The organism is Novosphingobium sp. (assembly GCF_020852455.1).
In the GTDB taxonomy this organism is placed as follows: domain Bacteria; phylum Pseudomonadota; class Alphaproteobacteria; order Sphingomonadales; family Sphingomonadaceae; genus Novosphingobium.
Window position 1 is genome coordinate 60,479 of sequence record NZ_JADZAT010000032.1, and the last position, 25,425, is coordinate 85,903.

The following is a 25,425-nucleotide window of genomic DNA, read 5'->3' on the forward strand; positions in this document are numbered from 1 at the left end:
AATATGTATAGACATATTGGCGCGGCTGTATAGAGTGATTTGCATGAACCAGGCTCTGCATTTTTCCGAAGCCCTGCTGCCCACCGGCTGGGCCCGCAATGTGCGGGTCACCATCGCCGATGGTCGCTTTGCCGGTATCGAATGTGTAGTGCCGCCCCGGCCCGACGATCAGCGCCACACGGTCGCCCTGCCCGGCTTGCCCAACCTCCATTCGCACGCCTTCCAGCGCGGGATGGCCGGCCTCGCCGAACGACGCGGCAGCAGTGCCGACAGCTTCTGGACCTGGCGCGAGGCGATGTACCACTTCCTAGACCGGATGCAGCCGCACCATGTCGCTGCGGTGGCGGCGCTGGCCTATGCCGAAATGCTTGAAAGCGGCTTCACCCGGGTGGGCGAATTCCACTATCTCCACCATGATCCCGCCGGGGCCGCCTATGGCAATGTGGCCGCGATGGCCGGGGCGGTGGCCGAGGCCGCGCACGAAACCGGGATCGCGATGACCCTGCTGCCGGTGTTCTATGCCCATGCCGATTTCGGCGGAGCGGCGCCCAAGCCAGGGCAGCGCCGCTTCATCTGCGACCTTGAGAGCTTCGCACAACTGCACCAGGGCTGCGGCGCGGCAATCGCGGACCTGGCCGACGCCGTGCTGGGCCTGGCCCCGCATTCGCTGCGTGCGGTGACTGCAGAAGAACTGGCCGCGCTGCTGGCGCTCCATCCCGCCGGCCCGGTCCACATCCACGCCGCCGAGCAGGTGGCCGAGGTGGAGGCAAGCCTGGCCTGGAGCGGGCAGCGCCCGGTCGAATGGCTGCTGGACCATGCCCCGCTCGATCCCCGCTGGTGCCTGATCCACGCCACCCACACCACTGCCGCCGAAGCCAAGGGCATGGCGGCACGCGGCGTGGTTGCTGGGCTGTGCCCGGTGACCGAGGCCAATCTGGGCGACGGGATCTTTCCCGCGCTCGAATACCGCGCGGCGGGCGGGCAGTTCGGCCTGGGAACCGATTCGAATGTGCTGATCGACGCTTCGGAAGAGCTGCGCTGGCTGGAATACGTCCAGCGCCTGAGCCACCGTGGGCGCAACCTGCTGGCCGGGGGGCACGAGGCGAGCACCGGCGGCGATACCTACCGTGCCGCGCTGGCCGGTGGTTCGCAGGCGCTGGGCGCCCCGGCAGGCCTGGCCGAGGGCAACCCTGCCGATTTCCTCACGCTCGATCCCGGCCATCCCTCGCTGGTCGGGGCCAGCCGGGATCGCTGGCTCGATGGCTGGATCTTCGCGGCTGGTCGCAGTGCGATCGACGGGGTCTGGCGCAGTGGGCGGCAAGTGGTTGCAGCTGGGCGCCACCTGCAACGCGAAGGAATCGTCCAGCGCTATCAGGCAGTCCTGGCCGAGCTGCTGGGATGAAACCCGCGCCGCTGCACGAGCAGATCCGCAGTGGGATCGAGGCGCGGATCCTGTCCGGCGCCTGGCCGCCGGGCCATCCGGTGCCGAGCGAAGCCGAGCTGATGGCCGAGCACCAGTGCGCACGGATGACGGTCAACAAGGCATTGACCGCGCTGGCCGCCGCCGGCCTGGTCGAGCGCCGCCGCCGCGCCGGGACCTTTGTCGCGCGTCCGCGCAGCCAGGCCATGGTGCTGGAGATCACCGACTTGGCACGCGAGGTTGCCGCGCGCGGCGAAGACTATCGCTGGGATCTGGTCCGCCGCAGCACCGAACGGTCGGACGCGCTGGGACCCATGGCACCCCTGCTGCGGATCGAGGGCGTGCATCATGCCGCAGGGCATCCGCTGGCCTTCGAGAGCCGGCTGGTCAACCTGGCCGAAGTGCCCGCGATCGCCGATGCGGACCTTGCCGCCGAAGCCCCCGGCACCTGGCTGCTGGCGCATGCTCCCTGGACCGAGGCCGAGCACCGGATCACCGCCGAAGCGGCGAATGCCGCGCTGGCCGAGGCATTGGCCTGTCCGCTGGGGAGCGCCTGCCTGACAATCCATCGCCGGACCTGGCGCGGCGCGGCACCGGTGACGCTGGTGACCCAGCATTTTGCCCCGGGCCGCCACGAACTGGTTGCGCGGTTCGGGGCCAGGACGGGCTAACCCCCCCTGCAGATCAGAACCGCAGCCGCACTCCGGCGCGCACGGCGTTGTCGCCCAGCATGTCGGACCCGGTGCGGTAGGTGTACTCAAGATCGATCAGCAGGCTTGATCCCAACTCAAGCTCACCGCCCGCCCCGACCAGGAACCGGTCACGGTCAAAGCCGTTGAGGGTGATGGTCGAGAACTGGGAAACCGCCTGGTTGGCATAGCCGACCCGGGCGAAGGAATCGCCCTGCAGATCGCGCTGGTATTCCATCCGCACCTTGGGCGAGAACCGCCCGCGGCTGAGCGCGAAGTGGTGCTGGTAGACCCCGCCGACCGACAGCGCGGTGAAATCGACGTTCTGGTCAAGGAAGCTCAGATCGAACAGCGAACCGCTGTATTCGACATAGGCCCCCAGATTGCCGCGCGCCAGATCGAGCCGCAGGTAGGGCGCGAACCGCCAGGTTTCACGATTGAAGTCCGCAGTGGCGCTGACCGAGGCGAACCACTGGTGACCCTTGCGGTTGGAATCGACCGTACCGCCGGTTGACGTGATGTAACGGCGCAGGCCAAAGTCGATCCATTGGTATCCGGCCAGCCAGTCAACGAACACTTCGGGAGTGATCCGGTGGCTGGCATAGCCGACCACCGACTGGCTCGAGGCGGAAATCCGCGAGCCGTTGTCGCCCAGATCCTGGCGTTCATGCCCGAAGCCCAGACCGACACCCGCCGTCAGGCTTTCGCCAAAGCGGCGGTCAACCCCCATCGACAGCCCCTGGGTCAGGAACTCGTACGAGGGGCGCCCGGTTGTCGCATCGCGGTCGCCGAAGCGGATCGTGCCTGCAGTCCAGACCCCGATCCGGCCTTCATCGCCCGGCGCGGTTGACCCGGTCGGACCGGCATGGGCCGCTCCGCCAGGTGCCGTGTCGTTGGTCTTGAGCAGCGGGCCGCGGCCATCGAAACCGCATTCCGGCATCGAGTTGCGGATCTGCATGTCGCGGCACAGCGATGTGGTCGCCGCCAGCCGCATCCCGTTCGAGACGCTCAGCGGGCCCGGCTTGTGGAGCTGCTGGAGCCGGTTCTGGAAGTTTTCGATCTGCACATCGGCAAAACGGCGGGCAATCACGGCCTGGCCCTCAACCATGCTGCGCACTTCGGGATCGTTTGCCGGATCCGGCCGCGCGATGACCGAGAAGGTATAGGCCCGCGACCCGGTCCCGGCGGTGCCGCCGGTGCTGTCGGTCGCGGTGATCGTCACGGCAAAGGTGCCGCTGACCGTCGGTGTGCCGGTGATCGCGCCGGTGGTGGTGTTAAGCCCCAGCCCGGCCGGCAGTGACCCGGCAGTCACCGCATAGCTGTAGGGCGCGTTGCCGCCACTGGCCACCACGGTCTGGCTATAGGCGATCCCCATGTTGGCCGCCGGCAAGGTGGCCGGGTTGATCGTCAGCACCGGCGCCGCGACCTGCAGGGTATAGGCCTGCTGCCCGGACTGGCCGAAGTTGTCGGTGGCGCGGACGGTGAAGTTGAAGGTCCCCGAAGCCGTGGGCGCCCCGCCCAGCAGTCCGGTTGCGCCCAGGTTCATACCCGGCGGCAGCGCCCCTGAGGAGAGCGTGAAGCTGTAAGGACCAACCCCGCCACTGGCAGTCAGCTGCTGGCTGTAATTGCTTGCAGCCGTCGCCCCGGGAACGACCGCAGGCGTGACCACGATGGTCGGCGCGGCCACAGTCAGCGTATAGTTCTGGGCGATGGTGAACGGAGCCCCGACCCCGGTCAGACCCTGGTCGGTGGCGGTCACCGTGACCGGATAGACGCCGGGCGCGGTGGGCGTGCCTGACAGCGTTCCATTCGATGCCATAGTCAGCCCAGTCGGCAAGGACCCCGTCAGCACATAGCTGTAGTTCCCGCTCCCGCCGACTGCGACAAAGGTCTGCGAATAGGCGGTGCCATAGCTGGGGTTCAGCGTCCCCGGAGCCGGGGTCATGCTGAGGGTCGGCCCCGCCACGGTCAGCGAGAAGGCCTGGCCCACCGTGAAGGGCCCGTTGCCGGTGCTCGAATCGGTGGCCGAGACATTGAGGTTGAAAGTGCCGACCTGGGTCGGCGTGCCTGAGATGGTCACCGAATTGGCAGTGGTGCCGGTAACCGTCAGCCCGGCGGGCAGGTTGGTGACCTGATAGCCGCTGAACGGCTGGGCGCCGCCGTTGAAGGTGAAGGTGTTGCTGTAGGGCGCCATCGCACTGGCTGCAAAACCGCCCGCCGGGGTGATGGTGATCACCGGGTTCTGCACTGTGACCGTCACTGTGGCGGGGGCCGAAGTGCCCGAGACGTTGCTGGCGGTGTAGGTAAAGCTGTCAGGCCCGGCATAGCCCGGGGTCGGCTGATAGGTGATGCTCGTGCCGCTGGCGATGGCAGTGCCGTGGCTGGGCGCGGTGGCAACCGCGACGCTGGTCGCCGCCCCGCCGCTGAGCGCCAGCGCGACATTGCTCGCGGCGGCGTTGTATGGAACCGTGATCGTTACGGCACTGGCAATCGGCGGCCCCAGGACCTCGATCGAATAGGCCTGCGAAGCGCTGTAAGGCCCGGTTCCGGTGCTGGAATCGGTGGCGGTGACGGTGAAGTTGAAGGTTCCGATCGCGCCCGGCGTCCCCGTGATCGCTCCGGTGGCGGAGTTCAGGTTCAGGCCCGTCGGCAGCGCTCCGGCGGTGACCGCATAGCTGTAGGGCGCAGTGCCCCCGCTGGCGGCCGGGATCGAGGCCGAATAGGGCGTCGAGACCAGACCGTTCGCCAGCGCTGCTCCAGCCAGGCTGACGGCCGCCGGGCTGATTGTCAGCGTATAGGCCTGGCTACCGGTATAGGGTCCGGGGGAGGCCGAGGCGTCATTGGCGGTGATCGTGAAGTTGAAGGTGCCGCCAGCCGTGGGAATGCCACCGAGCACGCCGTTTGCCTCCAGCGTGAACCCGGCCGGGAGCGCACCTGCGGTCACCATAAAGTTATAGCCGGGGGTTCCGCCCGATGCGGTCAGCGTCTGGCTATAGGCAGTGCCGACCTGGCCATTGGGGATCGAGGCCGGAGAGACAGTGACCGGAACGTCATCGTTCTGGATCGTTACCAGGCCCTGATTGTCCGCCATCGTCGCATTGATGGCGGCAGACAGGTTGACGAAGAAGGTCTCGTTGGCTTCCGGCAGAGTTTCACCCAGAACCGGTACCGTAATGGTCTGGGTGGTCTGCCCCGGTGCGAATGTCAGCAGACCAGCGGTCTGGGTATAATCGTTCGGGTTCGAAGCCGTGCCATCCGCAGTGCCATAGTTGACTGTGATGGTTTGCCCGCTGGGGGCCGAGAGCGAAACGGTGAGCACCGCATTGGTGGTGCCGCTGTTGCCTTCCACCAGCGATACATCGTTGATCGACACCGTGGGCTGCGCATCGTCGTTAACGATCGTGCCGACCCCCTGGCCGTCAACCACAACCGCGTTGACCACCCCGGTCACGTTGACGAAATAGCTTTCGTTCGGCTCGGCCAGGGTGTCGCCGTTGATCTGAGCCGTGAAGGTATAGGTGCTCGACCCGGCGGGAATCGTCTGCCCGGTAAACGAGCTGGCCACATAGTCACCGCTCGCCGCGCTTGCCGAGCCATTGGCCGTGGCGATATTGAAGGTAACGCCGCCCGGACCGGCCGGAGCCGACAGGCTGACGGTGAAGACCGCATTGGTCACGCCGGAATTGCCTTCCGAGATCGTGACGTCGTTGATCGTCAGGTTCGGGAGATCGTCGTTGAGGATCGTGCCGGTGGCCGAATTGGGCACACCCACGGTGTAGCCGGTACCCGCCGCCAGCGTCAGGGTAACGGTTTCGTCAGCCTCGATCGCGGTATCGGCGGTGGGGTTGACGGTGATCGTCCCGGTGGTGTTACCGGCCGGGATGACCAGCGGCGAGGCGATCGTCGCATAGTCGGTCCCGTTCGCGGCCGTGCCGCCGATGGTATAGTTGAGCGAGATCGCGCCAAAGGCGGCCTGGTTGAGCGTGACCGTATAGATCAGGTTCGGCGCGCCGTCTTCGGCAACTGCGGCGGGCGAAGCGCTGATCGTCGCCGAGGGCACGTCGTCGTTGAGGATCGTGCCGGTCGCCGAAGACGTCCCGCCGACCACATATCCGCTGCCTGCGGCCACGATCAGGGTGACCGTCTCATCCGGTTCGACGGTGCCATCAACCGACGGGTTGATCACCACGGTGGCGGTGGTCGATCCCGCCGGGATCGTCACGCTGGCGACATTGCCGGTATAGTCGGTCCCCGCGGTTGCGGTTCCGGCAGTGGTCAGATTGACAGTCGTCGCCGACCCGGCCGCAGAGCTGAGCGTGACGGTATAGGTCAGGTTGGTAGCGCCGTCCTCGGACACCGAAGCCGGGGTGAGCGCGATCGACGCCGAAGGCGCATTGATCACATTGATCGTCAGCGTTTCGACTTCGAAATAGCTGCCCGGCCCCGAGCTGGCATCGGTCACCCGCAGCTGCACGGTGGATGACCCGGCGGTGGTTGGCGTGCCGGTGATCAGTCCGTTGCTGGCCAGGCTGAGGCCAAACGGCATCGGCGCACCGGGCGGTTCTGTGGCATAGACGTGGGGCGCCACGCCGCCATTGGTGACAAGCTGGCTTGAAGCCGGCTGGTTCACCACCAGGTTGATCGTACTGGTCGTCAGGGTCAGCGTGGGATTGGCAACCGTCCCGGTATAACCCTTGTCCACGAACTGTGCGGTGGGCGAGGTCGAATCCGTCGCCCGGACGCTAAAGCTGTAGGCTCCGCGCTGGGTCGGCGCGCCGCTAAGCGTGCCGCCGCTCGAAAGAGTGATGCCAGGAGGCAATGCTCCGGCCTGCAGGCTATAGGTATAAGGCGCCAGTCCACCCGACGACGTGAGTGTTTGAGAAAATGCCGCGCCGGCGGTCATCGCTGGCAGGGATCCTGGCGTCACCGTGATCGGCGATGCCGACGGGGTAATCGTGATCGTTACGCGAACGGTATTGCCGGCGATTGTTCCATCGGTAAATTCGAATACATCGCTGGTCGCACTATCGCCATTGTGGCTGTAGTCGACGAGCCATTGTGAGCCTGAAATTCTTAGCGTCGCCGCCCCATGAGCCGGAAGAGTCGGGCCATCGACCGCACCAATCCCGGCGAACCCGATGCTGGTGGCGCAGTTGGTCACATCGATCGTAACGGTGCCGCCATTGCTTACGGTTCCCGTCTTGGCTGTGCACAGCACCGATGTGTGCCCGGCCAGGACCGTCAACGTATAGCTCTCGAGTTCAAAATAGGATCCGGGGCCGGTGCTGGAATCGGTGACCCGGATGGTAACCGGATAATTGCCCGGAGCCGCGCTGGTGGTGCCAGCCAGCGTCCCGGACGGACTCAGCGTGATTCCGGCAGGCAAGCTGCCGGTTTCAAGCAGGTAGGAATAGGGTGCGACCCCGCCGTTGGTCGAAAGCGTTGCCGAAAAGGCTATGCCCTGGACGGCTGATCCCGCATTCGAAGCAAGGGATAAGGCGGGGGTCTGGACCGTGCCGGTATAACCCTTGTCCACGAACTGCGCGGTGGGCGAGGTCGAATCAGTTGACCGAACGGTGAACGCGTAGCTGCCACGCTGGGTTGGCGTGCCGCTAAGCGTGCCATTGCTTGCCAGGCCGATGCCCGGCGGCAAGGTGCCTGATTGCAGCGTGTAGGAATAGGGCCCGGTGCCGCCGCTCGAGGTCAGGGTTTGGCTGAAAAAGGTCCCGGCAGTCATCGCGTTAAGCGATCCGGGCGCAACGGTAATGGGCGAAGCGGCAGGCGTGATCGTCACGTTGATCGTGATGAAGTCACTGTTGTCATCCAGCACGACAAAGGTATCGGACGTCGCGCTATCGCCATTGTGGGCATAGGCATATGAATGGGTCGGGGAACCCACTGGCGTTGCAGTGCCGTGGGCCGGGGCGGTTGATACGACACCCAGGCCAAAGAAGTGGCAGGTAGAAAGGTCAACCGTGACGGTTCCGCCATTCGCCACGGTGACATTGCGGGTCGCGCAGCCAGCATAGGTCGATGGCACCCCCACCGCCAGAGCAGGGCTTGCCATTGCCAGCATAGATGCCACGAGCAGCGCCAGCGCCAAAATTGCACGCTTCGCACCCGACGAAACCACTCGAGCAAATTGCATTCGCATCCCCACCTGTTGCGATCTGCCCGCATCACCAAGGACGCCAGCAGGCCAACACTTCTGCATTCGGCGCGATCAATGCGCCCAGGCCTCTATCCGGATGCGACCCCTTGCCCGGACAGCAGACTGGCACACAGTCAAGCAATCTGCAATTCCGTGGATGTACCGGTTCTTCACCGGACTTGACGACGGAATCCCCACAAATTCAGGGGTTTCGACGGGATGGGGATGGGTAGGAATGGTGCTGCTGGGGAGGATTGAACTCCCGACCTCAGCCTTACCAAGGATGCGCTCTACCACTGAGCTACAGCAGCACACCATTCCGTCTGGCCGCCACGGCGCTGGGCCGGGGGCAGGGGCGCGCTATTGGCCGCACCCCCTTGCTTTGTCAAGCGGGACGCCTGATAGCGCGCAACAATTGCCAATGCGTGAAAAAGTCCCGCCCCTGTCGCGCGAAGAGCGCCTGGCCGCAAAGCTGCGCGAGAACCTGAAGCGCCGCAAGGCCCAGTCGCGCGAGGCTGCTTCCCAAAGCGGCGGCAAGTCGCTAGGGGGCGATGCTCCTGACAGCTGAGGGAGCCTACCTTGCCGCGCCTGATTCTCGTTCGCCACGGCCAGAGCCAATGGAACCTGGAAAACCGCTTCACCGGCTGGTGGGATGTTGACCTGACCGACAAGGGCGTGGCCGAAGCGCGCGCCGCGGGCGAATTGCTGAAAGCCAAGGGCATGCTGCCCAGCCTGGCCTTCACCAGTTTCCAGACCCGTGCGATCAAGACGCTGCACCATGCGCTGGAAACGGCCGGGCGGCTGTGGATCCCCGAGATCAAGGACTGGCGGCTCAACGAACGGCACTATGGCGGCCTGACCGGGCTCGACAAGGCCGAGACCGCGGCCAGGCATGGCGATGAACAGGTCAAGATCTGGCGCCGCAGCTTCGACACCCCGCCGCCGGTGCTGGAAGACGGGTCCGAATTCGATCTCAAGGCCGATCCGCGGTACGCCGGGATCGCGATCCCCAGCACCGAAAGCCTCAAGGACACCATCGCGCGGGTGCTGCCCTATTATGAAAGCACGATTGCCCCGGCGCTGAAGGCCGGCGAAGTGGTACTGGTCGCCGCGCATGGCAATTCGCTGCGCGCGCTGGTCAAGCATCTGTCGGGCATTTCCGATGCCGAGATCACCGGGCTCGAGATCCCGACCGGCCAGCCGATCGTCTATGAGCTCGACGACAATCTCAACGCGCTTGAGCGTTACTATCTGGCGGAGCGCTGAGATGGGCGCACCGGTCGCCATCATCATGGGCAGCCAGTCGGACTGGCCGACGATGAGCCGCGCCGCCGAAGCGCTCGACAAGCTGGGCGTGGCGCACGATGCGCGGATCGTTTCGGCGCACCGCACCCCGCAGCGGCTGGTCGAATTCGCCGAAGGTGCGGCCGCTGAAGGCTTTCAGGTGATCATCGCCGGGGCCGGCGGCGCCGCCCACCTGCCGGGCATGGTCGCCAGCATGACCCACCTGCCGGTGCTGGGCGTGCCGGTGCAGTCGAAGGCGCTGAGCGGTCAGGACAGCCTGCTTTCGATCGTGCAGATGCCCGCCGGGGTTCCGGTTGGCACCCTGGCGATTGGCGAAGCCGGGGCGACCAATGCCGGGCTGCTGGCCGCTTCGATCCTGGCGCTGAACGATCCGGCGCTGACCCAGCGGATCAAGGAATTCCGCGCCGCGCAGACCGCCAGCGTCGCCCAGCGGCCAAGCTGAAGGAACCCAGATGATCCCTCCCGGCGAAACCATCGGCATTCTGGGCGGCGGGCAGCTGGGCCGGATGCTGGCCAAGGCGGCGGCGCAGCTGGGCTATCGCTGCCACGTCTATGCCCCCGAGGCCGATAGCGTTGCTGCCGAGGTCTGCGCCGCGCACACCCGCGCCGCCTGGGATGATGCCGCAGCCATGGCGCGCTTTGCTGCCGACTGCGCGGTGGTGACCTATGAGTTCGAGAATGTGCCGGTCGGCCCGCTCAAGGCGCTGGGCCAGGTGCCGCTTTTCCCCAGTGCCCGCGCGCTTGAAGTGGCGCAGGACCGGCTGAACGAAAAGCAGTTCGTCGCGCAATTGGGTGGCCGCACCGCGCCGTTCCTGGCAGTCGATACAGCCGAGGATCTTGACGAGGCCCTGACCGTGATCGGATCGCCCGGGATCCTCAAGACCCGCCGCGAAGGCTATGACGGCAAGGGCCAGCACCGGATCATGTACGATCACGAGGCCGAGGGGATCGCGCTGGGCGGCCAGCCGATGATCTTCGAAGGTTTCGTGCATTTTTCGGCCGAATTCAGCGTGATCCTGGCGCGCGGGCAGGACGGCCAGGTGGCGTTCTGGGACAGCGCCGAGAACGTCCACGAAAACGGTATCCTGGCCCTGTCGCGTGTCCCCGCCTCTGCAACAGTGCTGGCCCAGGTCGAGGAAGCGCGCGCGCTGGCCCGCAAGGTGGCCGATGCGCTGGGCTATGTCGGGGTGGCGGCGTTCGAATTCTTCGCCACCGAGGACGGCCCGGTGTTCAACGAAATGGCGCCCCGCGTGCACAATTCGGGCCACTGGACGATCGAGGGCGCCATCACCAGCCAGTTCGAAAACCATGTGCGCGCGGTCTGCGGCCTGCCGCTGGGCGATACCCGGCTGGCGGCGCGGGCGGTCGAAATGCGCAATGTGGTTGGCGATGCGGCCGAAGACTGGTCGGCGATCCTGTCTGATCCGGCCAATCACCTGCACCTCTATGGCAAGGCCGCTGCCCGGCCCGGGCGCAAGATGGGCCACGTTACCCGGCTGATGCTGTGAAGGGGCCCGGACTTTGACGCGATCTGAAGTGTTCCTTGCGGTTGCGATCGGGTCCAACGGTGTGATCGGCAGCAATGGCACCCTGCCCTGGCACATCCCGGCCGACCTCAGGCGGTTCAAGGCGCTGACCATGGGATACCCGATGGTGATGGGGCGCAAGACTTTCGAATCGCTGCCGGGGCTGCTGCCGGGGCGGCGGCACATCGTTTTGACCCGCGATCGCGATTGGAGCGAGGAGGGGGCCGAGTTGGCCCACTCGCTGGAAGACGCGCTCAATCTTGCCAATTCACCGCACATCGCCGTGGTCGGCGGAGCCGAGATCTATCGCCTGTTCCTCCACCGCGCCAACCGGATCGAGCTGACCGAAGTCCATGCCGCGCCCGCAGGCGACACGCGCTTTCCGCCGTTCGACCGTGCCGACTGGATCGAAACCTTTCGCGAGGCCCATCCCGCCGAGGGACGCAATCCGGCCTTTGATTTCGTCACTCTGGTGCGTAAACCGGCCGGGTAACGGGGGATAGTCATGCGCAAGCGTTTTTGGATGCCGCTGGTCACGATCGCCTTCGCCGCGCTGGTTTTCTACCGCGTGGTGCCGGCCTATATGGAATCGGGCATGAACCGGATCGACGGCCAGCCGTTGATCGAGGTCAGTCCCGAAGCCCTGGCCCTGCACCAGAGCTTCAATGTGGTCGATCTGCATTCCGACACCCTGATGTGGGACCGCGAACTGACCGAAAAGAGCAATCGCGGCCATGAAGACCTGCCCCGGCTGGTCAAGGGCAATGTCGCGTTGCAGGTGTTCTCGTCGGTTTCGAAGACCCCCAAGGGGCTCAACTACGATGCCAATTCATCGGATTCGGATGTCCTGCCCGCGCTGCTGATCGCGCAGGGCCAGCCGCGCAAGACCTGGTTCTCGCCGTTTGAGCGTTCGCTTTACCATTCGCACAAGCTCGACGTGTCGGTTTCGCTGTCGAACGGGATGCTGCGCAAGGTCACCAACCGCTATGGGCTGGACCAGTTGCTGGCCGCGCGCGCCGCGCCGGGCGGGCCGGTTGGCGCCTTGCTGTCGATCGAGGGGCTGCAGAACCTTGAAGGCAAGATCGGCAACCTCGACAAGCTGTACGAAGCCGGGTTCCGCATGGCCGGGCTGACCCATTTCTTCGACAACGAAGTGGCGGGTTCGATGCACGGCATGCAAAAGGGCGGGCTGACCCCGCTGGGCCGGCAGGTCGTTACCCGGATGGAAGACCTGGGAATGATCGTCGATGTGGCCCATTGCAGCCGCCAGTGCGTTGCCGAAGTGCTCAAGATGGCGCGCCGTCCGGTGGTTTCCAGTCACGGCGGGGTCCAGGCGGTGTGCAAGGTCAACCGCAACCTCAATGACGATGAAATTCGCGGCATTTCGCGCACCGGCGGGGTGATCGCGATCGGCTATTGGGATGCGGCGGTCTGTGACACCAGCCCGCGCTCGATCGCGAGATCGATCAAGTACGTCCGCGATCTGGTCGGGATCGATTTCGTTGCGCTGGGCAGCGACTATGACGGCGCGACCACGGTGCGTTTCGATACCAGCCATTTGGCCCAGATCACCCAGGCGCTGCTTGATGAAGGCTTCCGGCCCGAAGAGATCCGCGCGGTGATGGGCGGCAATGCGCTGCGCGTGATCCGCCAGGGCATGCTGCCCTATGCCGAATGGCGCAAGGACTACAAGCGCGGCTGAGATGGACCTGCGGTAATGGGAATCGTCCGGCTTGATGCCCGCGAAGTCACGCCCGAAAGCCTGCGCGGCGCGATTGTCGCGCTGGGCAATTTCGATGGCTTCCACCGGGGCCACCAGGCGGTGGTGGGCGAAGCGCTGGACTGGGCCCGCAGCGAGGGGCGCCCAGGGATCGTCGCCACCTTTGATCCGCATCCGGTCCGCTTTTTCGCGCCGGAAAGCCCGCCGTTCCGGCTGACCACGCTCGACCAGCGGGAGGAATTGTTTGCCGGGGCCGGGGCCGATGCCATGCTGGTGTTCCGGTTCGACGCCGCGCTGGCCGCAACCACGGCCGAACAGTTCATTGACCTTTTGGCCGGGCAGCTGGGCGCGGCTGGGGTGGTGACCGGTGAAGACTTCACCTTTGGCAAGGGTCGCGCCGGCAATGTCGGCGTGCTCAAGACCCTGGGCGCGGAAAAGGGCCTGGCCGCGCGCGCGGTGGGTCCGGTCAGCGAGGACGGCGAAGTGGTTTCCTCAAGCCGGATCCGCGAGGCGCTGAAGGATGGCGATTGCGGCGCTGCCACGCACCTGCTGACCCGCCCCTTCGCGATCCGCGGCACGGTGCAGCACGGCGCCAAGCTGGGCCGCTCGATCGGCTATCCCACCGCCAACCTTGACCTGGGCAGCTATCTGCGCCCGCGTTACGGGATCTATGCCGTCACTGCGGTGCTGCCCGGCGGTACGGTGGTGCACGGCGCGGCCAACCTGGGAATCCGGCCCAGTTTCGATCCGCCGATCGAACTGCTCGAGCCCTATTTCTTTGACTGGTCGGGCGATCTTTACGGGCAGGAAATCGAAGTCGCGCTGCATCATTACTTGCGGCCCGAGGCAAAGTTCGATTCACTCGAAGAACTGACCGCGCAGATGGAGCGCGATTGCCTCAAGGCCAGGGAGCTGCTGGGTTGAAAATCTGGATCAAGCGCGTCGCGCTGGTGCTGGCGATAGCCTTTCTGGCCCTGTCGTTCGTCAACGCCTCGTGGCTGGCCGACAGTCCCCGGGGCTATATCAAGCTGATCGCGCATCGCGGCACCTACCAGCTGTTCAGCCACGACGGGCTGGAGCGCGATACCTGCACCGCCACGCGGATCGAGGCCCCCAGCCACGACTATCTGGAAAACACCCTGGCCGGGATGGGCCAGGCGGTCCGCAACGGCGCGCAGATGATCGAGCTCGACATCGCCCCGACCCGCGATGGCAAGCTGGCAGTGTTCCACGACTGGACGCTCGATTGCCGCACAGATGGCAAGGGCAATGTCCGCGATGCGACCATGGCCGAGCTCAAGGCGCTCGACGCCGGCTATGGCTACAGCGCCGATGGCGGCAAGACCTTCCCGCTGCGCGGCAAGGGCGTGGGGCTGATCCCCGAACTGTCCGAAGTGCTGGCGGCCTTTCCCGATCGTCCGCTGCTGTTCAATTTCAAGAGCCAGGACCCGGCCGAAGCCGACCTGCTGTTCGCCGCGCTCAGGGCGGCGGGGCGCGATCCGGTGGCGCGCGGCGATGGCTTCTATGGCGGTACCGAACAGGGTCCGATCGCGCGGATCCGCCAGTTGCTGCCGCGCGCCTGGGTGTTCAGCAAGGAAAGCGCCAAGGCCTGCACCAAGGCCTATGCGCTGCAGGGCTGGCTGGCGCTGACCCCCGAGGCGTGCCGGGGCGGCACGCTGATCATCCCGCTCAACCGGCAATGGCTGTTCGCGGGCTGGCCCAACCGGCTGGTCAAACGCATGGACGCGGTCGGCGCGCGGATCATCATCGCCGGCCCGCAGGATGGGCCGGGCGGGCTGGGGCTCGATCTGCCCGAGCAGATCCGCCAGATCCCGGCCGGGTTCACCGGCTATGTCTGGGTGGAAGACATCCGCGCAGTCGGCCCGGCAGTCCGCCCCGCCTTCGGCAAGCGCAACCCGCGCGAGGAGAAGGAATTGCAGGACGCCCTGCAAAAGCGCCGCACGGCGCGGGAGTGATGGGGTTCACACGAAGACACGAAGACATGAAGATGTAGCGCAAGCGGCGAAGCCGCATTCGAACTGCTGCGTTGAACAGACCGCAAGGCTGAAGTCAGGCGATATGCCTGCGGCACACCACAACCTCTTGGTGTCTTCGTGTGAACCAAAAAATTGCGCTAAGCCCGGTCCCCCGCTAAGGCCCGCGCGCTATGACTGAAGCGCGCGACTATCGAGACACCGTCTTCCTGCCGAAGACCGAGTTCCCCATGAAGGCCGGCCTCCCCCAGAAGGAGCCGACGATTGCCGCGCGCTGGGAAGCGGAAAAGCTGTACGAACAGCTGCGCGATGCGCGCCGGGGGCGCGAGACCTTCATGTACCATGACGGCCCGCCCTATGCGAACGGCGACATGCACATCGGCCACGCGCTGAACCACACGATCAAGGACATGGTCTGCCGCACCCAGAACCTGCTGGGCAAGAACGCGCCCTATGTTCCGGGCTGGGATTGCCACGGCCTGCCGATCGAATGGAAGGTCGAGGAACAGTACCGCAAGGCCAAGAAGAACAAGGACGAGGTGCCGCTGCTCGAATTCCGCGCCGAATGCCGCGCCTATGCCCAGCACTGGGTCGATGTGCAGCGCGAACAGCTCAAGCGGCTGGGGGTGATGGCGGATTGGGACAACCCGTACCTGACCATGCAGGCCGAGAGCGAGGCGACGATCGTGGCCGAACTGCTGAAGTTCGCCACCAGCGGCCAGCTCTATCGCGGGGCCAAGCCGGTGATGTGGTCCCCGGTCGAAAAGACCGCGCTGGCCGAAGCCGAGGTCGAGTATGAGGATATTGTCTCGACGCAGATCGACGTGGCATTTGAGATTGTCGAGTGTCCCAACGATCCGAGCCTGGTTGGAGGCTACGCTGTCATATGGACAACGACCCCGTGGACGATTCCAACTAATCAGGCGATCGCTTATGGCCCGGACATTAAATATCGTCGGCTATATGTCGGCGATACGCCGTACATCGTCGCAGATGAATTGGTTGAAGCGTTTGCGGTGCGATGGCTCGGTCCAGACTGGCTCAAAGATCAGTCTGAACGGCAATTCGCGATTGTCGATCAAGAGCTTTACCTCAAGCCTGAGGCGCTACTGGGAGCCGTCGCCCGCCACCCGATGCACCACCTCGGCGGGTTCTTTGCCGAGCCGCGGCCGTTCCTGCCGGGGGACTTCGTCACCACCGACAGCGGCACGGGTCTGGTCCACATGGCGCCCGATCACGGCGAGGACGATTTCGAGCTGTGCAAGGCCAATGGCCTAAACCCCAAGTTCGCGGTCGAAGGCGATGGCAAGTACCGTGAGGACTGGCCATGGCTGGGCGGGCAAGGCTCGGTCATCAATCCCAAGTTCAACGCGCCCGACGGGCCGATCTGTACGGACCTGCGCGAAGCCGGGGGCCTGCTGGCGGCCAGCGCCGACTACCAGCACTCCTACCCGCATTCGTGGCGGTCCAAGGCCAAGGTGATCTATCGCTGCACCCCGCAGTGGTTCGTGCCGATGGACAAGCCGCTCGCCGATGGCCGCACCTTGCGCGACACTGCCCTCGCCGAAATCGAGCGGGTCCAGTTCACCCCCGACAAGGGCCGCAACCGGATCGGGTCGATGGTTGCCGGACGGCCCGACTGGGTGCTCAGCCGCCAGCGCGCCTGGGGCGTGCCGATCACGCTGTTCGTCAACCGCAAGAGCGGCGACTATCTGATCGATCCCGAAGTCAACGCACGGATCGTCGCCGCCGTGCGCGAACAGGGCATCGACGCCTGGACACCCGAAACCGCGCACAGCTTCCTGGGCGACGCCTACAACCCGGACGAATGGGAAGCGGTCAGCGACATTCTCGACGTCTGGTTCGATTCGGGCACCAGCCATGCCTATGTGCTGGAGAGCGACCGCTGGCCCGACCTGTCGTGGCCGGCCGACATCTATGTCGAAGGCTCTGACCAGCATCGCGGCTGGTTCCAGTCGTCACTGCTGGAAAGCTGCGCCACGCGCGGCCGCGCGCCCTATGACCGGATCCTGACCCACGGCTTCACCATGGATTCGAAGGGCATGAAAATGTCCAAGAGCCTGGGCAACACGGTCGACCCGATCAAGGTCATGGAAACCTATGGCGCAGATATCATCCGGCTGTGGGCGCTGTCGGTCGATTTCACCGAAGACCACCGGATCGGTGACGAAATCCTGAAAGGGGTTTCGGACCAGTATCGCAAGCTGCGCAACACCTTCCGCTATCTGCTGGGCGCATTGGACGGCTTCGGCGAAGCCGAACGCGTCGCGCCCGAGGCGATGCCCGAGCTGGAACGCTACATCCTGGCCTTGCTGGCCCGGATGGACGTGAGCCTGCGCGAAGCGGTCGAGACGTTCGACTTCAACACCTATGTCCGCACCCTGACCGACTTCTGCAACGAGGACCTTTCCGCGTTCTTCTTCGATGTGCGCAAGGACTGCCTCTATTGCGACGCGCCGACCGATCCCAAGCGGATGGCCTACCGCACGGTGCTCGACACGCTGTTCCACGCACTGGTCCGCTGGGCCGCACCGGTGCTGGTGTTCACCAGTGAGGAAGTGTGGGGCACGCGCTTCCCCGATGCGGGGTCGGTGCATTTGCTGGAATGGCCGGTGCTGCCCTCCTCCGCCCCTGACCGTCAGCCCGTGCTTGACACGGGCCTGGGCTCTTCTTCGGTGACGGCAGCGGAAGAAAGCCAAGCCCCGGATCAAGTCCGGGGCGACGAACTGGTTGAGAAGTGGACGCTACTCCGCAACACGCGTTCGCTGGTCAATGAACGCATTGAACCTTTGCGGCGCGAGAAGGTGCTTGGGTCCAGTCTGGAAGCGAATGTAACGCTGCCGGTCGATCTGGGTGATGTTGATTGGCAGGAACTGCTGATCGCATCCGATGTAACGACGGGTCCGGACTGGAATGTCACCCGCACCACCCACCACAAATGCGGCCGCTGCTGGCGGCACCTGCCCGAGGTAGAGGAAGACGGCGCGCTTTGTTCACGCTGCGATCAGGTTGTGAGCGGCATGGACGGCGCGGCATGACCCTGACGTCCCGCAATCGCCTGATCGGCCTGGTGCTGGCCGCACTGCTCTTTGTCGCCGACCAGGCGGTGAAGTGGTGGGTGACCGTGCCGCTGGGGCTGAACAGCGATGGCGATCAGATCGTGATCAATTCGATCTTCAACCTCACCCGCACGTCCAACTATGGCGTGTCGCTGGGCATGCTCACCGCCGAATCGATGGAAATGCGCTGGGGTCTGGTGGCGCTGACTGCGGCAATCGCGCTGGTGGTATTCATCTGGCTGCTCAAGGAAAAGAAGCTGGGTGACATCGTGCCGCTGGGCATGGTGCTGGGCGGCGCGCTGGGCAATATCCGCGACCGGTTCAAGTTCGGCCACGTGATTGACTATGCCGACCTGCATTTTGGTGACTTCCGCCCGTTTCTGGTCTTCAACCTGGCCGATGCAGCGATCACCATCGGGGTGGTGATTATCCTTGCCCGCAGCTTCCTTATCCGCGAAAAGCAGGCCACAGATGCGGGCGCGCCCGCGACGGAGAATTAATGATGCGTAAGATGACCGGTGTGATGCTTGTAACCACTTCGGCCCTGCTCCTGGCGGGCTGCGGCGGTGGCGGGCTGTTCAACCGCCAGCGCCCCGATGAATTCGCGGTCCAGCGCCAGGCGCCGCTGGTGATCCCGCCCGATTTCAGCCTGGTCCCGCCCGCCCCCGGCGCGCCGCGGCCGACCGACACCAGCACCGCCCAGCAGGCGCAGAGCGCGCTGTTCGGTGCGCCGCAGCCGCGCTCGGGCGTGGAAACCAGCGTTGGCGGCAAGGCCGGTGCAGCCGCCCCGGCGATCCGTTCGACCGTGGGTGATCCGGCGACCAACACCGTCGACAAGGGCGAAGTCGCCCGCGACATCGTCGCCGCCCCGCAGGGTGACGGCCGCGAAGCCACCACTTCGGTCGGCGGCAACTGAACCCGCTTTCAGTGTGAAGTTCACAAGGGGGCTCACCAGTTGGCGGGCTCCCTTTTTTGATTTGGTTCACACGAAGACACGAAGATGTCTCGTCCGCGGCGAAGCCGCTTGCCGTTCTGCCGCCAGATTGCGCGGCAAGGTCGATGGATAAAGTTTCGCCTGCGGCGCAGCACGCCAGCTTCGGTTCTTCGGGTGAACCTTACTCGCCTTCGCTGCTCGCCTCGCGGCTCGCCAGCAGTTTGTCGATCTTGCGGCCATCCATATCGACCACTTCGAACCGCCAGCCCTGGTCGTGGAAGTATTCGCCCTCGCAGGGCAGCTTCTTGAACACCGACAGGGCATAGCCGGCGGCAGTGGCAAAATCGCGGTCGTCGGCCAGGTCCAGCCCCAGCCGGTCGATCAGCGCATCAGCCGGCAGCGCGCCGGCCAGCAGCAGCGATCCGTCCTCGCGCTCGACCAGCAGCGGCGCATCGCCCTCGTCCTGGTAACTGGCGAAATTGCCGACGATCGCCGCCAGCAGGTCGGCCGGGGTAACCACGCCTTCAAGGTGGCCGTATTCGTCGTGGACCAGCGCCATCGACACTTCGCTTTGCTGCATCATCCGCAGCGCATCCATCGCATCAAGCTGGTCGGGAATGATTTCGGCCTTGCGCATCAGCCGGGTCAGCTGGACCTTGCGACCGGCCAGCAGCGCGGCCAGCACGTCCTTGACCTTGACCACGCCGACAATGTTGTCCGGGCTGCCATCGGCCACCGGCAGCAGCGAATGCGGCGAATGCTTGATCGCGGCGCGCACCTCGTCCTCGCTGGCCTTGCGGTCAATCGTGTCGAGTTCGGTCCGGGGGGTCATCAGTTCGCGCACCGGGCGGTCGGCCAGCCGCATGATCCCGGTCATGATCTGGCGCTCGTCTTCCTCGATCACGCCCGAACGGGTCGCTTCGGCGAAGACCATCTGCAATTCCTCGGCGGTCAGCGCGTGATCGCCGCTGTGGGTCACCCCGGTCAGCCGCAGCAGCAACTCGCTCGACCGGTCAAGCAGCCAGACGAAGGGAGCCGTGATCCGCGCCACCATGGAAATCGGAATTGCCGCGATCACCGCGATTCGCTCGGCGGCCCTGAGCGCCAGTTGCTTGGGCACCAGCTCACCCACCACCAGACTGAAATAGGTGGTCAGCGCGATCACCAGCGCGAACCCGGCCTCGGGCGCCCACCGCTGGGGCACGCCCAGCATGGCCAGCCGCTCACCCGTCGGACCGCCCAGGCTGGCGCCCGAATAGGCACCCGCGATGATCCCGACCAGGGTGATCCCGATCTGCACTGCCGACAGGAACCGCCCCGGATCGGCGGCCAGCTCGATCGCCTTGCGGGCTCCGGCATTGCCCTGCTCGGCCAGCAGACGCAGCCGCGCGGTGCGCGCCGAAACGATTGCCAGTTCCGACATCGAAAACAGGCCGTTAAGCAGGATCAGCGCCGCAATGATCAGCACGTCGGTAAGGGGGAACGGGTTCACGGCCCATCCGATAGCAGAAACGTCCCACAAGGCCAAAGCAGACATTTGATTGACATCAGTGCGGTGAAGCTCCCATTCAGGTTCAAGGGTTTAGGGTTAATACAAACCAAACCTGGAGAAGGGGACAGAAGATGAAGACAAAGACCCGTTGGCTCACTTCGGCAATGGCCGCCACCGCGCTGCTCGCGACCTCGGCCTGCGTCACCGATCCGAACACCGGTGAAAAGAAAGTTTCGCGAACCGCAATCGGCGGCGTCGGCGGCGCTGTGGTTGGCGGCCTGCTGGGCGGGCTGATCGGTGGCAAGACCGGGCGCATCGTCGGCGCCGGGATCGGCGGCGTGGCCGGCGGCGTGGTCGGCTACAAGATGGACCAGCAGATCAAGACGCTTAAGGAAAAGACCGCCGGTTCGGGCGTTGACGTGACCGAAACCGATGGCGGCAAGGCGATCCTGGTCAACCTGCCCGACGGCGTCACCTTCGATGTCGGCTCCTACACGCTCAAGCCCGAATTCCGCACCACGCTGGATCAGGTTGCGCAGAGCCTGCTCGAATATCCCGACAGCCTGGTTGACGTCTATGGCCACACCGATTCGACCGGCAGCGATGCCTACAACCAGACGCTGTCGGAAAACCGCGCGCGCACGGTGATGAACTACCTCGTCTCCAAGGGCGTGCCCGCCGCGCGGCTGCGCAGCCAGGGCTTTGGTGAAACCATGCCGGTGACCACCAACGATACGCCCGAAGGCCGGGCCAAGAACCGCCGGGTGGAAATCAAGATCGTGCCGATCACCCAGGAAGAAGTGAACGCCGCGCGCGCCGGCAGCTGATCGTCCTCACGGGATCGATGCCAAGGGGCTCGCCTGCAAGGGCGGGCCTCTTTTCGTATCAGCCCGCCAGTTCCCTGGCCCGGCCCGCCAGCCGCTCGACCGCCGCTGCATGGATCAGCGGCGAGCTTACCAGCACGCCAAAGGCGCGCGGATCGCGCTTGTTGTAGGCCAGCGGCTGGCCGAAGGCGTCGGTTACCGCCGCCCCCGCCTCGCGCGCGATCAGCGCGGCGGCGCCGATGTCCCATTCGTAACCCCAGCGCAGCGTCGCAACCAGATCGGCCTCGTCAGCCGCGACCAACGCCATGCGCAGCGCGATCGAATTGGGCTGATCGACCGGGGTGAGATCGGAGTCGGCCTTGGGCAGGGCATGGGCCGGCACCCGCGCACCCGGCAATTCGGCGCGGCGCGAGGCGACCAGCCGCTGGCCGTTGCGCCATGAACCCTGCCCGGCCTCGCCGCTCCAGAATTCACCGCGCGCCGGGGCGTCGAGTATTCCCAGCAGCGGCCGCCCGGCGCTGACCAGCGCAACCGACACCGCCCAGCCGGTGCGGCCGCGGATGAAGTCGCGCGTCCCGTCGATCGGATCGACCAGCCAGATCAGCCCGCCATCGAGCCGTTCGGGCGCATCGACGGTTTCTTCCGACAGCCAGCCCGCCGCCGGCAGCAGCGCGCCCAGTTCGCGCTTGAGGAAGCTGTCCACCGCCAGGTCCGCCGCGCTGACCGGACTGTCGCCCCCCTTGTCCCAGCTTTCGAGCGCATGGCCATGCCCCGGCCAGGTATCGAGCGCGATCCGCCCGGCCGCGCGCACGATCGCTTCAAGGCGCGCACGATCGATCAAGCCCTGGCTTTTCCGGTAATTGAGAATGGCTCGCAACTGGCGTTCATATTTCTACCCTAGTGGGGCTTTCAGGGTCTTTTCAAGCCCTGCCCGCTGTGCTTATGCGGCACCGCACAATGGGCCGCACGCCCCTCCCCTCCCCCAGGCTGGAGACTTCCTGATGAACATTCACGAGTACCAGGGCAAGGAACTGCTCGCCAAGTTCGGCATCGCCATCCCCAAGGGCATCCCCGCGATGACCGTGGCCGAAGCGGTCGAGGCCGCCAAGGCCCTGCCCGGGCCGCTCTATGTCGTGAAAAGCCAGATCCACGCCGGCGGGCGCGGCAAGGGCAAGTTCAAGGAACTGGGCCCCGACGCCAAGGGCGGCGTTCGCCTCGCCAAGAGCCTCGAGGAAGTCGAAGCCCACGCCAAGGACATGCTGGGCAATACCCTGGTGACGATCCAGACCGGCGACGCCGGCAAGCAGGTCAACCGGCTCTACATCACCGACGGGGTCGATATCGGCAAGGAATACTACCTCTCGATGCTGGTCGATCGCGCCACCGGGCGGATCGCGATGATCGCCTCGACCGAAGGCGGGATGAGCATCGAGGACGTTGCCCATGACACCCCGGAAAAGATCGTCACCATCACGATCGATCCGGCGCAGGGTTTCATGCCGCACCACGGCCGCGCGCTGGCTTTCGGGCTCAAGCTCAAGGGCGATCTGGCCAAGCAGGCGCAGGTGCTGGGCAAGCAGCTGTTCGACGCCTTCGTGGCGCTGGACTGCGCGATGATCGAAATCAACCCGCTGGCCGAATGCGACGGCCAGCTGATGGTGCTCGACACCAAGATGAGCTTCGATTCGAACGCGCTCTACCGCCACCCCGAAGTCATGGCGATGCGCGACGAGACCGAGGAAGACCCGGCCGAGATCGAAGCCAGCAAGTATGACCTCGCCTACATCAAGCTTGATGGCAACATCGGCTGCATGGTCAACGGCGCGGGCCTGGCCATGGCGACGATGGACATCATCAAGCTGAACGGCGAATTCCCCGCGAACTTCCTCGACGTTGGTGGCGGCGCCAGCAAGGAAAAGGTCACCGCGGCGTTCAAGATCATCCTGCAGGATCCGGCGGTGAAGGGCATCCTCGTCAACATCTTCGGCGGGATCATGAAGTGCGACATCATCGCCGAAGGGATCGTCGCCGCAGCCAAGGAAGTGAACCTTTCGGTTCCGCTGGTGGTCCGCCTTGAAGGCACCAATGTCGAGCTCGGCAAGCAGATCCTCGAAGGCAGCGGCCTGCCGATCGTTTCGGCCAGCGACCTGGGCGATGCCGCCCAGAAGATCGTGGCGGAAGTGCGCAAGGCGGCCTGATCGGAAAACCGCTCCGGACGCGTCCGGATCGACTGCTTCTTGCAGAGGGCCGGCCCGGTGGGTCGGCCCTTTCGCATTGCGCGGCGCGATCTGTAGCATTTTTGCTGCAAAGCATGAGCAAACTCGACTTGACCGCAAGGACACGCGCGGCAATGGCGGTTGGCGCTACGCCGTCAGCCGGGACTCAATTTGACCGGGTTGACGTTTACGTAAACGACAACTATGCCGCCCCCGAAATCCGTTCACTGGGCAGCATTTGCTGGGAAAGGTCTGGAACCGATGAAAGCCCTGGTCTGCGTGAAGCGCGTGATCGATTATAACGTCAAGCCGCGGGTCAAGTCCGATGGCACCGGCGTCGATCTCGCCAACGTCAAGATGAGCATGAACCCCTTCGACGAAATCGCCGTCGAAGAAGCGATCCGCCTCAAGGAAAAGGGCATCGTGACCGAGATCGTCGCGCTCAGCGTCGGCCCGGCCAAGGCCCAGGAAACGCTGCGTACCGCACTGGCCATGGGTGCTGACCGCGCCGTGCTCGTCCAGGTCGATGACGGCGTCGAAGTCGAGCCGCTGGCCGTCGCCAAGGTGGTCAAGGGCGTGGCCGAGGAAGAAGGCGCCAGCCTGATCATCACCGGCAAGCAGGCGATCGACGACGATTCGAACCAGGTCGGCCAGATGGTCGCCGCGCTGATGGGCCGCCCGCAGGGCACCTTCGCCAACGAAGTCTCGGTCGAAGGCGATTCGGTGGTGGTGAAGCGCGAAGTCGATGGCGGTCTGGAAACGGTCAAGCTGGCGCTGCCGGCGGTGGTCACCACCGACCTGCGCCTTAACGAACCGCGCTATGCCTCGCTGCCGAACATCATGAAGGCCAAGTCCAAGCCGCTCGCCACCAAGGCGCCGGGTGACTACGGGGTCGATATTGCCCCGCGCCTCAAGACCCTCAAGGTCAGCGAACCGCCGTTGCGCAGCGCCGGGATCAAGGTGGCCGACGTGGACGCCCTCGTCGCCAAGCTCAAGGAAATGGGCGTAGCCTAAGACCACTCACCCACCTCCGTTCGTGTCGAGCGAAGTCGAGACACAGCGCGAGGCATCTCGACTTCGCTCGATGCGAACGGAGTCCGGTTGGAAGGAAGTTGAAATGAAAACTCTCGTTTGGGTCGAACACGACAACGCCTCGGTCAAGGACGCCACCCTGGCCGCCGTCACTGCCGCCTCGCAGCTGGGTGAAGTGCATCTGCTGGTCGCTGGCGCGGGCTGCGCCGGGGTTGCCGCCGAAGCCGCCAAGATCGCCGGCGTGGGCAAGGTCCACCTGGCTGACGACGCCGCCTATGCCAATGCGCTGGCCGAAAACGTCGCGCCGCTGGTGGCCGGCCTGATGGCCGATCACGATGCCTTCGTGGCGCCCGCCACCACCACCGGCAAGAACGTCGCCCCGCGCGTCGCTGCGCTGCTCGATGTCATGCAGATCTCGGACATCCTTTCGGTCGAAGGTCCCAAGACCTTCACCCGTCCGATCTATGCCGGCAACGCCATCGCCACGGTTGAATCGAGCGATGCCAAGCTGGTGATCACCGTGCGCGGCACCGCCTTCGCCAAGGCCGAAGCCAGCGGCGGTTCGGGCGCAGTCGAGGCCGTTTCGGGCCCGGGCAATGCCGGGACCAGCAGCTTCGTCGGTTCGGAAATCGCCAAGAGTGAGCGTCCGGAACTGACCAGCGCCAAGATCATCGTCTCGGGCGGCCGCGCGCTCAAGGATGCCGATACCTTCAAGGCGACCATCTTCCCGCTGGCCGACAAGCTGGGCGCGGCAGTCGGCGCGAGCCGTGCGGCGGTCGATGCGGGCTATGTCCCCAACGACTTCCAGGTCGGCCAGACCGGCAAGATCGTCGCCCCCGAAGTCTATGTCGCGGTCGGCATCTCAGGCGCGATCCAGCACCTTGCGGGGATGAAGGATTCGAAGACCATCATCGCGATCAACAAGGACGAGGACGCGCCGATCTTCCAGGTCGCCGACATCGGCCTGGTCGCCGACCTGTTCAACGCGGTGCCGGAACTGACCGGCAAGCTTTGATCAAGGCGCCAATCGCACATTGAGTTG

20 protein-coding genes and 1 tRNA gene are annotated in these 25,425 nt (G+C 65.3%); 17 read left to right on the forward strand and 4 right to left on the reverse strand.

Annotated elements, in window-relative coordinates; translation table 11 throughout:
• Positions 1-43 precede the first annotated feature (43 nt).
• A complete protein-coding gene (locus tag IT549_RS14765) occupies positions 44-1,402 on the forward strand; it encodes a formimidoylglutamate deiminase (RefSeq protein WP_292974386.1) in 1,359 nt (452 codons plus the stop codon).
• A complete protein-coding gene (locus tag IT549_RS14770) occupies positions 1,399-2,091 on the forward strand; it encodes a UTRA domain-containing protein (RefSeq protein ID WP_292974387.1) in 693 nt (230 codons plus the stop codon). Before IT549_RS14765 ends, IT549_RS14770 begins: the two co-directional genes overlap by 4 nt.
• A gap of 13 nt (positions 2,092-2,104) precedes the next feature.
• Here IT549_RS14770 and IT549_RS14775 read toward each other — a convergent pair whose 3' ends face one another.
• Positions 2,105-8,176 carry a putative Ig domain-containing protein gene (locus tag IT549_RS14775; RefSeq protein ID WP_292974388.1) on the reverse strand — a complete coding sequence of 2,024 codons (6,072 nt, stop codon included), beginning with the start codon at positions 8,174-8,176 and terminating at the stop codon, positions 2,105-2,107.
• A gap of 320 nt (positions 8,177-8,496) precedes the next feature.
• Positions 8,497-8,571 (reverse strand) — tRNA-Thr (locus IT549_RS14780).
• 110 nt (positions 8,572-8,681) lie between these two features.
• On the opposite strand from IT549_RS14780, the gene IT549_RS14785 reads away from it, so the two are divergent.
• From IT549_RS14785 to IT549_RS14835, 11 genes are all read left to right on the forward strand, one after another.
• A complete protein-coding gene (locus IT549_RS14785) occupies positions 8,682-8,828 on the forward strand; it encodes a hypothetical protein (RefSeq protein ID WP_292974389.1) in 147 nt (48 codons plus the stop codon).
• Positions 8,829-8,839: 11 nt separating this feature from the next.
• On the forward strand, positions 8,840-9,526 hold the full coding sequence (gene gpmA, locus IT549_RS14790) for a 2,3-diphosphoglycerate-dependent phosphoglycerate mutase (protein WP_292974390.1): 687 nt from the start codon (positions 8,840-8,842) through the stop codon (positions 9,524-9,526).
• 1 nt (position 9,527) lies between these two features.
• On the forward strand, positions 9,528-10,007 hold the full coding sequence (gene purE / locus IT549_RS14795) for a 5-(carboxyamino)imidazole ribonucleotide mutase (RefSeq protein ID WP_292974391.1): 480 nt from the start codon (positions 9,528-9,530) through the stop codon (positions 10,005-10,007).
• Between the two features lie 10 nt (positions 10,008-10,017).
• Entirely contained in the window at positions 10,018-11,073 is a 1,056-nt protein-coding gene (locus tag IT549_RS14800) for a 5-(carboxyamino)imidazole ribonucleotide synthase (RefSeq protein ID WP_292974392.1), read from the forward strand.
• A gap of 13 nt (positions 11,074-11,086) precedes the next feature.
• A complete protein-coding gene (locus tag IT549_RS14805) occupies positions 11,087-11,584 on the forward strand; it encodes a dihydrofolate reductase (protein WP_292974393.1) in 498 nt (165 codons plus the stop codon).
• A gap of 12 nt (positions 11,585-11,596) precedes the next feature.
• The gene (locus tag IT549_RS14810) at positions 11,597-12,793 is read left to right on the forward strand and encodes a dipeptidase (protein WP_292974394.1); all 1,197 of its coding nucleotides are present in this window, start codon (positions 11,597-11,599) and stop codon (positions 12,791-12,793) included.
• 21 nt (positions 12,794-12,814) lie between these two features.
• Positions 12,815-13,735 (forward strand): bifunctional riboflavin kinase/FAD synthetase, encoded by a 921-nt coding sequence (locus IT549_RS14815; protein ID WP_292974656.1) that lies wholly within the window; start codon positions 12,815-12,817, stop codon positions 13,733-13,735.
• Entirely contained in the window at positions 13,732-14,787 is a 1,056-nt protein-coding gene (locus IT549_RS14820) for a glycerophosphodiester phosphodiesterase family protein (RefSeq protein ID WP_292974395.1), read from the forward strand. The genes IT549_RS14815 and IT549_RS14820 overlap by 4 nt, the downstream gene beginning before the upstream one ends.
• Before the next feature lie 191 nt (positions 14,788-14,978).
• On the forward strand, positions 14,979-17,864 hold the full coding sequence (gene ileS / locus IT549_RS14825) for an isoleucine--tRNA ligase (protein ID WP_292974396.1): 2,886 nt from the start codon (positions 14,979-14,981) through the stop codon (positions 17,862-17,864).
• The gene (gene lspA / locus IT549_RS14830) at positions 17,861-18,385 is read left to right on the forward strand and encodes a signal peptidase II (RefSeq protein WP_292974397.1); all 525 of its coding nucleotides are present in this window, start codon (positions 17,861-17,863) and stop codon (positions 18,383-18,385) included. The genes ileS and lspA overlap by 4 nt, the downstream gene beginning before the upstream one ends.
• Complete coding sequence (locus tag IT549_RS14835) at positions 18,385-18,801, forward strand: DUF3035 domain-containing protein (RefSeq protein WP_292974398.1); 417 nt, start codon at positions 18,385-18,387, stop codon at positions 18,799-18,801. The genes lspA and IT549_RS14835 overlap by 1 nt, the downstream gene beginning before the upstream one ends.
• 199 nt (positions 18,802-19,000) lie before the next feature.
• On the opposite strand, the gene IT549_RS14840 is transcribed toward IT549_RS14835, so the two are convergent.
• Complete coding sequence (locus IT549_RS14840; protein ID WP_292974399.1) at positions 19,001-20,311, reverse strand: hemolysin family protein; 1,311 nt, start codon at positions 20,309-20,311, stop codon at positions 19,001-19,003.
• Positions 20,312-20,442: 131 nt separating this feature from the next.
• Between IT549_RS14840 and IT549_RS14845 the strand changes: the two genes are divergently transcribed.
• Positions 20,443-21,138 (forward strand): OmpA family protein, encoded by a 696-nt coding sequence (locus IT549_RS14845; RefSeq protein ID WP_292974400.1) that lies wholly within the window; start codon positions 20,443-20,445, stop codon positions 21,136-21,138.
• A 58-nt stretch (positions 21,139-21,196) separates the two neighbouring features.
• Here the strand turns inward: IT549_RS14845 and IT549_RS14850 are convergent, their stop codons facing one another.
• Complete coding sequence (locus IT549_RS14850; RefSeq protein ID WP_292974401.1) at positions 21,197-21,976, reverse strand: 3'(2'),5'-bisphosphate nucleotidase CysQ; 780 nt, start codon at positions 21,974-21,976, stop codon at positions 21,197-21,199.
• Between the two features lie 160 nt (positions 21,977-22,136).
• Here IT549_RS14850 and sucC point away from each other — a divergent pair, with 160 nt between their 5' ends.
• The 3 genes from sucC (at position 22,137) to IT549_RS14865 (ending at position 25,398) form a co-directional block, all read left to right on the forward strand.
• Positions 22,137-23,333, forward strand: coding sequence for an ADP-forming succinate--CoA ligase subunit beta (gene sucC / locus IT549_RS14855; RefSeq protein ID WP_292974402.1), 1,197 nt, complete (start codon positions 22,137-22,139; stop codon positions 23,331-23,333).
• Positions 23,334-23,612: 279 nt separating this feature from the next.
• Complete coding sequence (locus IT549_RS14860) at positions 23,613-24,365, forward strand: electron transfer flavoprotein subunit beta/FixA family protein (RefSeq protein ID WP_292974404.1); 753 nt, start codon at positions 23,613-23,615, stop codon at positions 24,363-24,365.
• Positions 24,366-24,468: 103 nt separating this feature from the next.
• The gene (locus tag IT549_RS14865; protein WP_292974405.1) at positions 24,469-25,398 is read left to right on the forward strand and encodes an electron transfer flavoprotein subunit alpha/FixB family protein; all 930 of its coding nucleotides are present in this window, start codon (positions 24,469-24,471) and stop codon (positions 25,396-25,398) included.
• Positions 25,399-25,425: the final 27 nt, after the last annotated feature.